The sequence below is a fragment of the Parapedobacter lycopersici genome, from assembly GCF_040395035.1.
In the GTDB taxonomy this organism is placed as follows: Bacteria; Bacteroidota; Bacteroidia; order Sphingobacteriales; family Sphingobacteriaceae; genus Parapedobacter; species Parapedobacter lycopersici_A.
This window is the reverse complement of record NZ_JBEBRB010000065.1, coordinates 1-13,875: the sequence shown is the minus strand read 5'-3', so window position 1 is coordinate 13,875 and position 13,875 is coordinate 1. Positions and strand designations below refer to the sequence as shown.

General features: G+C 49.0%; 12 protein-coding genes. 6 read left to right on the top strand and 6 right to left on the bottom strand.

What is annotated here, in order from left to right:
* From ABWO75_RS11275 to ABWO75_RS11255, 5 genes are all read left to right on the top strand, one after another.
* Positions 1 to 821, top strand: an 821-nt coding sequence (locus ABWO75_RS11275) for a peptidoglycan DD-metalloendopeptidase family protein (protein WP_353185587.1), incomplete at its 5' end; no start/stop codon positions are given.
* Positions 822 to 1,020: 199 nt separating this feature from the next.
* On the top strand, positions 1,021 to 1,881 hold the full coding sequence (locus ABWO75_RS11270) for a helix-turn-helix domain-containing protein (protein ID WP_353185585.1): 861 nt from the start codon (positions 1,021 to 1,023) through the stop codon (positions 1,879 to 1,881).
* Positions 1,882 to 2,080: 199 nt separating this feature from the next.
* Entirely contained in the window at positions 2,081 to 3,436 is a 1,356-nt protein-coding gene (locus ABWO75_RS11265; RefSeq protein ID WP_353185583.1) for an amidohydrolase, read from the top strand.
* Between the two features lie 107 nt (positions 3,437 to 3,543).
* Positions 3,544 to 4,101 (top strand): ankyrin repeat domain-containing protein, encoded by a 558-nt coding sequence (locus ABWO75_RS11260; protein ID WP_353185581.1) that lies wholly within the window; start codon positions 3,544 to 3,546, stop codon positions 4,099 to 4,101.
* 61 nt (positions 4,102 to 4,162) lie between these two features.
* On the top strand, positions 4,163 to 5,425 hold the full coding sequence (locus ABWO75_RS11255) for an amidohydrolase (protein WP_353185579.1): 1,263 nt from the start codon (positions 4,163 to 4,165) through the stop codon (positions 5,423 to 5,425).
* Between the two features lie 296 nt (positions 5,426 to 5,721).
* Here the strand turns inward: ABWO75_RS11255 and ABWO75_RS11250 are convergent, their stop codons facing one another.
* The 6 genes from ABWO75_RS11250 to ABWO75_RS11225 all read right to left on the bottom strand — a co-directional run bounded on the left by ABWO75_RS11250 (position 5,722) and on the right by ABWO75_RS11225 (position 12,907).
* Complete coding sequence (locus tag ABWO75_RS11250; protein ID WP_353185577.1) at positions 5,722 to 6,747, bottom strand: hemin-degrading factor; 1,026 nt, start codon at positions 6,745 to 6,747, stop codon at positions 5,722 to 5,724.
* A gap of 23 nt (positions 6,748 to 6,770) precedes the next feature.
* A complete protein-coding gene (locus ABWO75_RS11245) occupies positions 6,771 to 7,562 on the bottom strand; it encodes a heme ABC transporter ATP-binding protein (protein ID WP_353185575.1) in 792 nt (263 codons plus the stop codon).
* Between the two features lie 112 nt (positions 7,563 to 7,674).
* Entirely contained in the window at positions 7,675 to 8,724 is a 1,050-nt protein-coding gene (locus ABWO75_RS11240) for a FecCD family ABC transporter permease (RefSeq protein WP_353185573.1), read from the bottom strand.
* A complete protein-coding gene (locus ABWO75_RS11235; RefSeq protein ID WP_353185571.1) occupies positions 8,721 to 9,587 on the bottom strand; it encodes a heme/hemin ABC transporter substrate-binding protein in 867 nt (288 codons plus the stop codon). The genes ABWO75_RS11240 and ABWO75_RS11235 overlap by 4 nt, the downstream gene beginning before the upstream one ends.
* A 109-nt stretch (positions 9,588 to 9,696) precedes the next feature.
* Entirely contained in the window at positions 9,697 to 10,788 is a 1,092-nt protein-coding gene (locus ABWO75_RS11230) for an HmuY family protein (protein ID WP_353185569.1), read from the bottom strand.
* A gap of 40 nt (positions 10,789 to 10,828) precedes the next feature.
* Positions 10,829 to 12,907, bottom strand: a complete 2,079-nt coding sequence (locus tag ABWO75_RS11225; RefSeq protein WP_353185567.1) for a TonB-dependent receptor plug domain-containing protein — start codon at positions 12,905 to 12,907, stop codon at positions 10,829 to 10,831.
* Positions 12,908 to 13,037: 130 nt separating this feature from the next.
* On the opposite strand from ABWO75_RS11225, the gene ABWO75_RS11220 reads away from it, so the two are divergent.
* Entirely contained in the window at positions 13,038 to 13,802 is a 765-nt protein-coding gene (locus tag ABWO75_RS11220; protein ID WP_353185565.1) for a copper homeostasis protein CutC, read from the top strand.
* Positions 13,803 to 13,875: the final 73 nt, after the last annotated feature.

Below are 13,875 nucleotides of genomic sequence, written 5' to 3'. Positions count from 1 at the left end.
AGATTTATGGATGGGCGGTTAATTTTTACCAGATTAATAAAGGCGACTGGTTTAAGCTCGTATACGAGCGCAAATATGTGGAGGGCAATCCCATAGGTGCCGGAAAAATCATATCGTCTGTATTTGCGCACGACGGGGAGGAATTCCAGGCTTATTATTTCCAGCCGGATGACGGTACCGATGGCTCCTATTATGATCAAAACGGCAAAAGTCTCCGCCGGACATTCCTGAAAGCGCCGCTGAAATATACCCGTATTTCTTCGCGCTACACCATGCGTCGGTTCCACCCGGTGCAACGCCGTTGGAAAGCGCACCTGGGAACGGATTTTGCCGCCCCGCACGGTACGCCAATTGTAGCAACGGCTAACGGCGTTGTTGTTGAGGCGACGTACAGCGGCGGTAACGGCAACTATGTGAAAGTACAGCACGATAATGTGTATACCACCCAGTACCTGCATATGAGCCGAAGGGCGGTGAAGCGTGGTCAACGGGTGAGTCAGGGACAGGTTATTGGCTATGTGGGAAGCACCGGACTGGCGACTGGCCCGCATGTGTGCTACAGGTTCTGGAAACACGGCCGGCAGGTGGATGCGCTGGCACAGAAGTTTCCGCCGTCTGTCCCCATCGCGGATAAATACCGGACAGCTTTCGCACGGTTGCTCAACACACAGCAGTATGAGCTGGCCCGCCTGAATTTTGAACCGGAGCCCAGTAACCTGGAGTTGTATGGCAGCTTCAGTTTCAAGATGGAGGATCTCTTCGCCCAATCGGAGTCAGCGGAACCGGCTGCCGATGAACACCTTGATATCACGATGCTGTAATAGCCATGCAACCCAAGCTGATTCCACTGCAGTCAACGAAACGTGACCTGTCAGTTGACGCATTCGTTGTTGCATAAAAACATTCCGATTTTTTTATAAATTTCACAATCGTAAAACGCCGGCGTTTAGGGTAGCTGTTTTTCAAAATGAGAAAGCGGCCCGGCCGACCGGCTGTATTGCGAATGGCAAAATGGTTGATATGGCGCATATGCATGATATAGGCGGTACTGCCCCTAATATCGGGATAGCGGGCTTCCGGAAGGACCAGGCCGCGGGGCGTGACGAGATCCTGTTTAATGAGCTCCACGGCGAACGGCATATCGAAAAAGCGCATAAACATGATTTTTTTATCATTATACTCTTTGACCGGGCTGCCGGTGTCCATACCATAGATTCCATAGCTTATCCATTAGGTAACCACGAGGTGCATGTGCTGTTTCCGGGACAGATCCACAAGTGGGATATTGAACCCGGAACAATCGGATATCAGCTAATGGTGGAACGCCCGTTTTTTGAGCAGTTTGCTCCGTACTTCCGGTTTTCCTTTACCAATTACCAGAACCATCCGGTAATCCGATTGACCGGTCGGGCGTTTGAGCTCCTGCTTTATGAATTCAATGCCATTAGAAATGAACTAAAGGGGTCTGATTCACTGGTTCATTTGATCAACGCGCGTGCGGCCGTCATTGCAGCCATTGTAAGCCGCGAGGCTGAACATACCTTCGCGGAATTTAAAGTTTATCAGTCGAATCCCAGATTGGCAAAGTTTAATATGCTGATCGATGAGTGCTTCAAGGAACAGAAGTTTGTCGCCTTTTATGCAGACAAGCTACATATTTCGGCCAATTACCTGAATATACTTTGTAAAAAGCAATTGAAAATATCAGCTACGCAGCTCATTCACCAGCGGGTCTGCATTGAAGCTAAACGATTACTCCAGGGTACGGATTTTTCGATCAAGGAGATCGCTTTTGAATTGGGTTTCGCAGACCATGCCTATTTTTCAAATTTCTTTAAAAGCCAGACGGGAATGACGCCGACTGCATTCCGGAAAAAGTGATAAATTTTACAAGGAATGGCAGAAATTACCCATCGGTTCCAGACTTGGAACACTGTACCTTTGTCAATATCCCGTCCACTGTTCTGGCCGTTTACCTAACGAGGTGATAACTGCCATTAGTTAGCCGCTTTTTTTGGTTAATACCGGAATTCGGGCGATTTAATCGTTGTAAATAATATCAACAGAAACAGGAAATAAAATGGAGATGCCAATAATATCACGCAAAGATTTTCTCAAAAGCTCAACATTGGGTCTGGCCGGACTGGCTGTTGTGCCCGGAACATTACATGTACGCCCGGGTGAGCCTGCTGAAAACACGAAGGGAGGTACCGTGCAACCTACTGGTCGCTATATGCTAAAAAACGTCCGACTGGAAACGGGTTTTATGTATGACGGTGATACGGTCATTGCTACGGAAACAGCACTTTTTTCGGTAACAATAGCAGACGGCAAAATTGAAACGATAAGTCCCAATCAGCCTGACGCTGATGCAATGGATGCGAAAGGGCTGCTGATGCTTCCGTCGTTCCGCGATATGCACATCCACTTGGATAAGACATTTTATGGCGAGCGGTGGCAGGCCGTGAGGAGCGGAGCAGGGGGCGTCAAGGGGATGATAGCGCTGGAGCAACGGATATTGCCCGAACTGCTTAAAAATTCGACCTATAAAGCCGAAAAACTCATTGAATTGCTGCAATCGAAAGGTACGTCGTTTGCCCGCAGCCATGTTAACATTGAACCGACCTCGAAATTGGATTCGCTCAGGAACCTCCAGGTAGCCTTGGAAAACAAGCGTAAGGTATTCGGGGCAGAATTGGTGGCTTTTCCGCAGCACGGTGTGTTTTATACGGATACGGCACCCTACCTGAAAGAAGCGGCCACAATGGATATTGATTTTATCGGCGGGGTCGATCCGTATTCAATTGACGGCGCCATCGAGAAAACCATGGACTTTACCGTGCAATTGGCTTTAGATCATAATAAGGGCATTGATATTCACCTGCATGAATCGGGCGAATCGGGACTGAAGACGGTGGAATACCTGATTGATAAGGTAAACGAAAACCCGGTACTGAAAGGAAAAACCTACTTGAGCCATTGCTTCGTATTAGGAAAACTGGGTGAGATAAAGCAAGAGGAAGTGGCCGAAAAACTGGGTGCTGCGCAAATTGGCATCGTGTCTACCGTTCCTTTCGGATGGTTGACAATGCCGATTCCCACGTTATTGAAGCACCAGGTGAAGGTAATGACCGGAAATGACAGCATTGTTGACCACTGGAACACGTTTGGGACGGGGAGTGTACTGGAAAAGGCTAATCTTGCTGCGCAGCTGTATGGCCATTCAACGGAACTTGGCTTGTCCAGGATGTTAAAGCTGGCAACGGCCGGTACATTACCGCTGGATAACAATGGGGTGCAGCAATGGCCAAAAGCGGGAGATGACGCCAATGTGGTGCTGGTGGATGCGAGCTGTTCCGCAGAAGCCGTTTCACGGATTTCACCCGTCAGGTCACTGATCTATCAAGGTAATCTTGTTTTCACGGATATTGCCTGATGATGAAAGCGCTTTCTTTTTTACTGGTCCTCCTGGTAACGGGGGTCTCGTCTCACTCAACAACTGGAAATTTGAACACAGAAGGAATGCAGGATATTTTAAGCTTAGTGAGAAAAAACGATGTTCCGGGGGTGAAGTTGGCACTGGATCGGGGTGCTGCCATCAACACCGTAGATGAAAACAAACGTTCCCTGCTATTGATTGCAACCAACAACCGGCATACTGAAATGGCAGAGCTTTTGGTTAAATACGGAGCGGATGTGAATCAGCAGGCCGATAATTTGAATAGTCCGTTTCTGTATGCGGGTGCAAGTGGTCAAACGGAGCTTGTCCGCTTGTTCTTGAGCCACGGCGCCCGTTTCGACGTTTTTAACCGGTATTACGGCACTGCGCTGATACCGGCCTGTGAACGCGGTCACGTGGAAACTGTCCGGTTGCTGGTGGAGACGACCGGCTATCCCATTGATCATGTTAACCGGTTGGGCTGGACAGCGTTAATGGAAGCCATTGTACTGGGTGATGGAAGTGAAAGTTACCAGGAGATTGTACGGCTTCTGAAAACAGCGGGAGCAGACCTTAATATCCCTGATCACGATGGGGTAACGCCACTGCAGCATGCTCGGTCAAGAGGTTTTAACGCTATTGTGGATATTCTGAAACCGTAGGCTCCGAATACCCCACTTATTGGAGTGTAGGGGTAATAATTGACAACGTAATCGTAATCGTATGGAAACAACATATGCCACCCTCGCGGCGGGTAAGTACACAATAAAAAATGTCCGGCTGGAAACGGCATTTATCACGGATGAAAATGGGGTCACAGGTACACAGACCGATTTGTTCTGCATGGAGATCAACGACGGAAAAATAACCGGAATAAACCCAAATAATGAACACTCTACGGATGCGGTCGACGCAAAAGAATTGCTGATGCTGCCGGCATTCCGGGACATGCACGTCCACCTGGATAAGACCCTGTACGGTTTGCCATGGCAGGCACTTTCGCCAAAGCGACGGACCGTTCAGGACATGATTGCTTATGAACGGGAGATCATTCCGGAGTTGCTAAAAACGTCTACCCGCCGGGCGGAATTGCTGATTGATCTCCTGCAGCATTATGGCACCACGTTTGCCCGGACGCATTTCAATGTGGATACCACATCCGGTCTCCGTTCGCTGGAACATCTGTTAGCGGCGCTGGACCATAAAAAGGAACGTTTTAAAGCAGAACTGGTTGCTTTCCCGCAACATGGACTCTACTATACGGACTCCGCTCCCTTGTTGAAGGAAGCTGCGCAGCTGGAGCATGTAAATTTCATTGGCGGACTGGATCCTTTCAGTATCGACGCTGCTATTGAAAAGGCAATTGATTTTACGGTTCAGCTGGCAGTGGATCACCATAAAGGAATTGATATTCACCTGCACGATGCCGGAAAAGAGGGCATACGTACCATGGAATACCTAGCAGAACAAGTACTGCGGAATCCGCAGTTACAGGGGAAGACGTTCGTGAGTCATGCGTTTGCGCTGGCTTACCTCCAACCGGATGAAATCGCACGGATTGCAGAGAAATTGGCCGAGGCCAATGTTGGAATCGTTTCTTCCATTCCATTCCGCGGCGCGGTGATGCCAATTCCCGCACTGATGAAATATGGTGTAGACGTGCTTGTCGGCAATGATAATGTTCAGGATTACTGGAGTACATTTGGCACGGGAAATATGTTGCAGAAGGCTAACCTGATGGCTGAGCTGTATGGCTGGGTGACTGAATTTGACCTTTCCAGAACATTGGGTTTTGCTACGCAAAACGTACTTCCTTTAACCGATGACGGAACGATGCAATGGCCAAAAGTGGGTGATGATGCAGCACTGGTATTGGTGGATGCAAGCTGTTCCGCGGAAGCGGTTTCACGGATTTCCGAAACAGTTGCCCTGATGCATGAAGGCCGCCTTTATTGGAAGGATGCCGGATACACGCGGCACATTTGACAATGAAAGCGCTATGCGGGGATAAAAAATAAACCCCGGTGATTCACATCAGCGGGGTTTCACTAACTAAACTAAACAACTATATAAAACAAACCATATAGATTTTTATTCCCGTTCATTATCAGGTGGTTTGCCGATCCCTGATGCCGACCATACCGGTGGGCTGGTTCAAAGATATAAATTATTTAGACAGATTATAAATAAAATACAAAAAAATTGGCTTTGACAGGAGACGGGTATATGCGATCATCGCTGCATAAAAAAAGGGTATCCGTACGGACACCCCTTTTCTTTTGTTAAATAGCCACGGCATAGTCTGCCACGACCTGCCGCCAGTCTTCGCGTTCCGGAATACGCGGTTTGCGCTTTCCAAAAAACTGCACAATGATATTGCCTTCCTTATCGAAGACTTCCAGACTGGTTACGATGCCATCTTCCGTCGGTTTTTTGACGAGCCATACGCTGGTAATGGCATCTTCGCGAAGATGCATGTTGAACTCGGGATCGAGTACGTTAAACCAAGGTCCTGTCTGCAGTAATTTTTTGGTTTTTCCGGTGTGAATCTGGATACATCCGCGACTGCCGATAAACACCATGATATCCAGGTCGCGTTCGGACGCACCCTCGAGAATACGCTTTAAGGAAGGTACGGAAATTTCCGTCGCATGACCCGCCGGAGCCAGTCGCATGGCCTGGTGACGTGCAACGCCAAACTTGCGTAACATACCGAAGAATTCATGGGTGTCTTTCAAATCGAGCCAGGCTTGTCGAAAACCAGCCAGATCAATTTCGTTGTCGGGAGTTTCTTCCACGGTCTTATCAACCGGACTGGTGGCTAAAGGAATGCCCTGTGTATCGGCTGTGTATTTTGTTACCAATGCCTGGTATGCCGGAACATCGCTTTGCTCAGTTAGGTAAATCTTGTGTACGGCTTCGCCATCCTGATCGAAAAACTGCAGGCTCTGACGCTCTCCTTCATGGACTGCAAAGCCGAAATGCCATGCATTCATAAAAAGCCGCAGATCGATATCGGGGTTTACAACGAGGCCAACGTGCCCATTGAATGTTGCTTTGGTGTATGTTCCCTTGCGCTCGTGCACGGCATGGTCGTTCCGTGTAAGCGCCATCACATAGCCCAATGTGCTGATCTCTTTCAGGATATTTTCAAATTCGGGCTTCAGCGCCACGTTCCGTTCGCCGGTGGCAACCAGGTCCGCTTCAGAAACACCTAGCTGTCTGGCGGCGTCACGTATGCGTACCTTGGGGTTTTCGGTTTTGAAAGCTTCGTATTGTTCTCGGAGTGATAATGTTGTATGTTCCATAATGATTTGTATGCTAATATTATTTATGATTGTTCGGTCAATACCATAGACGGGATAACCAGCGGGCACTTAAACTCTTCGTCGTCAAGTAAACGGACATGTATGTTGAATGCGTTGTGGATATTTTCACAGCTGATCACCTGTTTTGGGCTGCCAAAGGCAACGCGCTTGCCTTTTTTGAGGATCAATACTTTGTCCGCAAAGCGCGATGCAAAATTGATATCGTGCAGGATGCTGACCACACAATAACCCCGATCGGCGAGGCTGCGTGCCAGACTGAGAATCTGCTGTTGGTAAAGCAGATCCAAACCGTTGGTCGGCTCATCCAGGAAAAGTATACCCTGCGGTTGGTCGTAAATCTGGGCAAGGACACGTGCCAGCTGTACCCGCTGTTGTTCACCGCCCGAAAGGGTATTGTAATCGCGGTTGGCAAACTCGGTAATACCAGTCTCCGTCATAACGGCTTTTACAATCCCCTTATCGTTTTCGGTAGGGGTGTTGTCGAAATGCGGATACCTCCCCATCATGACCAGTTCCTGCACTTTAAATGAAATAGAGATGGTGTTTTGCTGTGCCAATACAGCGCGGAACCGGGCCAGCTGATCCAGCTTGTACGTGCCGATGGACTGTCTGCGGATGTGGATCTCGCCACTGCTTGCTTGTAATTCCTTGCATAGGAGTTTCAGCAATGTGCTTTTGCCGGCACCGTTGGCACCTATAATTGCCAGGAGTTCACCGGGCTGCACGTTAAAACTGATATCATCGATCAGTTTTTTTGCGCCGACCGAATAGTGGATATGGCTAACTTCGATCATGGTTCTTAATTCTGTTGTTTTTATTTAAAATTAGTTAAAATTATTGGGATAGCCCCACACGCTGTCAAAAAAATGAAGTCCCGTATTGTAATGGCAACGCATTGGCGGATGATTAGTTAACTACACGCCTTTTTCGTTCAGCCATGATGATATAAATAAATACCGGCGTGCCAATGAGTGCCGTCAGGATACCGATGGGCAATTCTGCCGGTGCAACAATCGTTCGGGCAATCAGATCCGCCAAAACCAATACCGCGGCGCCCAATAGCGCCGATCCGGGTATGACCAGGCGGTGATCGGCAGAAAACGCCATACGCAGGATATGCGGAGTTACTAAACCCACGAAACTAATCATGCCCGACACCGCTACCGAAGCACCTACACCCAGGGTAGCCAATACGATAACCAGCTTTTTCAACAGGTTCACCTGGATACCCATATGCCCAGCCTGTGATTCGCCCAGGGCCAGTGCATTCAGGGCTTTGCTGAAAAAGGGTAGGGTACATAATGAAATCAACGTAAACGGCAGGATGCCGGTAACCGTTTTCCAGCTTGCCCCGCCGAGGCTACCTAAATTCCAAAATGTAATATCACGCAATTCCTGATCGGTGGAAATAAAGGTCAGCATGCCTGTGAAGGAGCCTGCCAACGCATTAATGGCAATACCTGCCAGCAGTAGGGTGGTAATATCTGCCTTACCTTTGCCCACTGCAAGGCGATAAACAATGAACGTAGTGATACACGCCCCTGCAAAAGCCGCAATGGAGAGGGCATAGTAGCCAAATAAAGCGGTTAGAACATGGTTAAAAATCCGGTTTTCCAATACAATCATCATCACTGCAAACAGCGAGGCGCCAGATGAGATACCGATTAATCCGGGCTCTGCCAATGGATTTCTGAATAACCCCTGCATAACGGCACCTGCAATGGCAAGCGTACCGCCAACCAAAGCGCCCAATAATACGCGTGGTAACCGTATATTAACTAATACAGCTTCCTGTTGCGAACTAAAATGTATGTCACTGCTGAGGCCCATGCGGTACAGCATGATTGACCACAACTCCGACACACTGATTTCGACTGCACCTATGCAAACCGACAAGGCGCTAGCTGCAATTAAGATCAGCGTAAGAACAACTAATATAAATCCGTAATTTTTCACCTGATCTTCTCTGCCAGTTCCGATACGGCTTTCCCGAGGCGAGGACCGAAGCCGGTGAGGAATTGACCGTCCATTTCAACTACTTTTCTGTTTTTTCCGGCATTGGTTTGGTTGACGCCCTGTACTTCCAGCAGTCCCTCAATACCCCCCAAACTGGATAGGCCGGAATCAAACAAAAGAATGACATCAGGATTGGCGGCTACTAGTGCTTCAGCCGTCAGGGGTTTGAAATCCGTAAATCCCTGTACCGCGTTTACCCCGCCGGCCAGATTAATCATCTCGTCGAGCTGGGTGCGCTGTCCGGCCACCATCATAGTACCCGTACCGCGTGCATAGATAAACAACACCCGGGGTTTGCTTTGCGATTGGGCAACAATGGAATCGGCCCTGGCCAGATCTGCCGCTAATTCCCGCAGGAGAGAATCTCCTTTTGCAGGCCTACCCAGCGAATCAGCAACGGCCCGGATGAGCTGCTTTGCACCATCGGCTGAATACTCGTGGTTAAACAGCGATAGTTTTACTCCTGAAGCCCGAATTTGATCAGCTACCTCCGGACGGATTACTTCATTGATGCCTAAAACCAGATTTGGTCCCAGCGCCAGCACGCTTTCTGCTGATATGTCCCGGTTATGTCCTATTTTCGGTTTTTCCTGTAAACTGGCGGGATAGGTGCTTGCGACGTCTACGCCAACAATATGGCTTTCCATTCCCAGGGCGACCAGTATTTCCGAAAGAGTCCCATTGGTTGAAACAATCTTTGCTGAATCAAGTCCTTGGCTTTCTCCCGTTGTTGGCGCATTGCAGGAACTGAATGCCGTGCTGATGATCAGGGCAAAGCATCCGAATAGTATGTTGGTCTTCATGGATGGTGGGATTATATTATCAAGGTTTGTAGTCGTGAGGTCTGGCAGCCCGTAACCAGGCTGCCAGACTACTCTTTTTGTGTGTTATTTATTGCGGAAGCGATATGGTTTAGCCACGTTTTACCAAGGTGTATTCCAATTCGGGGTAACCGCGCGTACCACCGTCTTCGGTAGTAAAGCTGGTAAACCGAAGTTTATATACATTTCCTGCCGGGTCCTTAATCAGGTAAAAACGATCTTTTTTCGTGCCCACAACAATATTTGGAGTCGGCGAAGGAGTTACCCGCCAGTTCGATGCAATCACATTTCGCGAGTTGCTGAATGTGACACTGCCCAAATCAGCCTCGGTGAAATCCGCATAAGCGGGTTTACCGGTACTTTCTCCATTTGCATCCTCGAAAATAACTTCGGCTGCTGAGACACCACCTAAATGGTTAATGAAGATCAGGTCTGAAAATGCGTAGGGAATGTATACAGATGGTCCCATAGCAGTATAATAGATGTTGTATCCCCAGATGAAATCCCAGTCGGCTTTCTTTGGCTCACCGTCCACTTGACCTGCGGTAAATGAGACATGTTTAAAATGATAGTCGCCATCTTTTGCAATGCGCAGTGTTTCATAGTCAGTTGCATTCAATTGCGCATAGTGTAGGGTATAGCCGTTATCACCATCGCGTAGAATCCGCACTTTCCATACGTTATTTACATTTACTTCGCTCCCAAAGGCTGTGTTCACGACATATACGTTATTGTCCGCTTCATTTGCAGCTATTTCTGCAATTACTGTATGTTCAATGCGGCCTGCGGTATCATCATAAAGTGCCATCTTAGCAGGTTCATATCCTGATGCCAGCTGGGAAATATCAAAGCTGGTCGCATTTACTTCAGTGAGATCGGTCGTTCCGGCGTCCATTGCCGAAGTACCGGTCGTCCCGTTGAGAATGACACGAAACCCTGCTCCGGAGTAAAATCCCAGGTTCCAGCCGGCGCGTTCCACGGAAGTTTGCTGTTCAGCACTGAGATCCACATATACGGAATTGACCGCCGACCCGCCTCCGTCTCCGCCCTGCAGCGTGAGGGTGGTGCCGTCCGACGGCGGTGTTTCAGGAATAGGATCATTTCCGCGGGAGCATGCCGCTACTGCTATTGCAGCCATTGCACATAGGCCGACTGATTTAAGTGTGTTCATTGTTGTTTTCATGCTTTTGTCTCGTTTTTAATCATGTATGAATGGATAGCTATTAATTCGTGTTTCTCGACCACTGGAGGTTGAGTCCGAGGAAAAATGACCGGCCGTAACCTACAGGTAATGAACTGACGGCACCACTATGAGCACTTCCATCGCCCAAAGCGGAGCTTTCTATACGAGTGACGTTAAAGAGGTTGCGCACGCCGCCAACCAGCGTCAGGTAATGCGTGATATTTTTGTTGATGCTCACATCGGCATTGTGATAGGCAGCAATGGACGTACGGTTAACGCTAACGTCGCCGTTTGACTGTGTCACTGCTTCATAACCGGGGCGATCACCATTGTATTTGTAAAATAGGTTAATACCTGTTCCCCATTTATGGATATAGTACATGATGTTGCTGTTCACTTCGGGAGACCAGACCATGCCCGGAACATTGGTTTCCGTGTCCGAAAGGCGGTTATGTCGACCGATATAGGAAAAGCCAATGCTGGCTTCCAGGTTTTTCCAGTAGACGGAATTTTCAAACGTGGTGCCAACCGTGCGGAACCGTTCGATATTCACATACGTATTCACTGCCGGATTATCCGGCGCGACACCAATGTCGATGAGGTTGTTAAACCGGTTGTAGAAGCCTCCCAGGGTACTGGTAATGCGCCAATTGCCCAGCTCCGTGCCGTACCAGCTTACATAAGTATTGAAACTGTTTGAATACTCTGCTTTCAGGTTTTCATTGCCCCGGATGGAATGGTTTGCGTCGAAAAACGTGAAATACAACTCTCTCAGTGCCGGGGAACGGAATCCACGGGCATATGCTGCACGGATATCAACGGATTCACTGATCCGGAACCTGGTGTTAATGGACGGGATAACCGGCGGCGCATCATATACGGAATTCCGGATAAAACGCAGTCCGGGCCGGATATGAAGCCATTGGGTAGGTTTTAGTTCTGAGGAGATGAAAAATGCGTAGTCTGCGATTACCGGAGTGCCATCGATACGCTGGCCGCTGCCGGCGTTACGATTAATCTCAATGCCGGGCTGAAGGAACACCTTATCGGACACTTTATATTGCAGCGTGCCGCGGAAAACAAAAGAGGTGAATTGAGCTGTGTCCTGTTCGCCAGCACCGGTGGTCAATGCCGATTCACCCGTGCGAAAATTACGCCGCATGGTCTTTGTGCGGCGCTCATAGTCCTGATAGGAAACGGCACCGGAAAAACTGAAACGGTCATTAATGCCCCATTCAGTTTGCAGCATGTGGGTAAAGCGGGAGGTGAGGTAGTTTTTGTCCACCGCCACCAGATTCAGGTTGTTTAACGCACCCGGCATATAGATATCTTCGTCCAGGAAATTCAGCCGGTACCAGGTATTCACCTTCCGGTTGCGATAACCAAAGGTTCCGGAGGCCAGCCACTGGTCCTTCGGATTCCAGTCGAGCAGGCGCCCTTCGCTATTCCCCTGCCAACCGCCGAAATTGTTTCGACTGCCCGATACCTGCGCGAGCCATCCGCGGCGCTGCCAGTCTATCGACAGGTTACCATTATGGGTACCCTCTTTGCGGAAAGCTGCGTATTCATTTCCCGCGCTTTCTTCCTGAATCCGCGCACCAATCACCAGACTATTGCCGGCTGCCGCCTTTTTGGTGATCATATTAATTACGCCAGCCAGGGCGTCAGTGCCATAAGTAACTGACATGGGGCCCTCAACTACCTCAATGCGTTCGATGTTGTTTACATCAATCTGGCTAAGGCTTTGCTTTGTGGCACCACGGTCAATGAGTGGTATGCCATCTATCAAAACCTTCACATTCTGTCCGGACATCCCCATTAGCTGAATGTCGGATTCGCCCAGGGTGAGGTCGTTGGAAAAGCGCATGCCCAGCTGGGTATTCAGGATGTTCTCCACCGTAGTGGAGGCGCGCAGGCGGATTTGTTCGTTGGTAATGGTACGCACACGGTATACGGAGTTTTTAACAGACTGTGGTTCGTATTGTCCCGTCACCACAACCTCGTCAAGAGCAGTGTTCCGTAAGGTGTCACCGGCGTATATCGTGCGCATCTGCTGCGCGCTGATCGGTGTTGCGAAAAGAACGCTAACCGAAAATGTAAATAGTAGCTGACGGGTCATTTATTTAGACTGTGTTTAAATAACGAGACAAACATAACCGTTATTAAGATTAATTACAAATAATATTTTAATAATACTGTAACCATATCGTGATGGTTTTCTTATTTTTGAGGTTTCAGTATCGTGCTGTATGACTCCCTATCAACTGGAAATATGCGCCAATAGCGTGACTTCCGCGCTGGCTGCCCAAGCGGGTGGGGCCACGCGGGTGGAATTGTGCCAGCAGCTTGAGGTCGGTGGAATAACGCCGTCGCATGGTCAGATTCAATTGGCCAGGCAACTGCTCTACATCGGTATTCACGTGTTGATCCGGCCGAGGGCTGGCAACTTTCTGTATACGGATGTTGAGTTTGAGGAAATGAAAGCCGATATCGCGTATTGCCGGTCCGCGGGTTGCACCGGTGTGGTTATCGGACTGCTGCTGTCCGACGGTTCAGTTGATGAAGAGCGCCTGCGCATATTGGCAAACTATGCTTCACCGATGCAGGTTACGTTTCACCGTGCTTTTGACCGATGCCGTGATCCATTGGAGGCCCTGGAGGCCATTATTCGTTGTGGTTGTGACCGACTGCTTACTTCGGGCATGAAGAACACCGCATTGGAAGGCATGGCGCTCATCGGGAAATTGGTGGAGCAGGCGGCCGGAAGAGTGGAAATTATGCCGGGGTCGGGGATTGATGAAAATAATGTGCTGATGATTGCCAGGGCAACCGGAGCCCGTTCATTCCATACCTCCGCCAGGGAGCCTGTATCGGGTACTGATTATGTACCTACCGGTATAGTAGGCATGGAGGGGCGGGTTAGCGTATCATCAAAACAAAAAATCCGCCTGATAGCGGATCTCTTGAATATAAATAACGTTGAAGGTCCGGATGCACCGGCCAAGCGAAATTAATCAGCGTTTATTTTTTTAACGCGGCCAATTTATCCAATACCGCATTGTTTTTCACAATCTGGCTGCCTGCGGG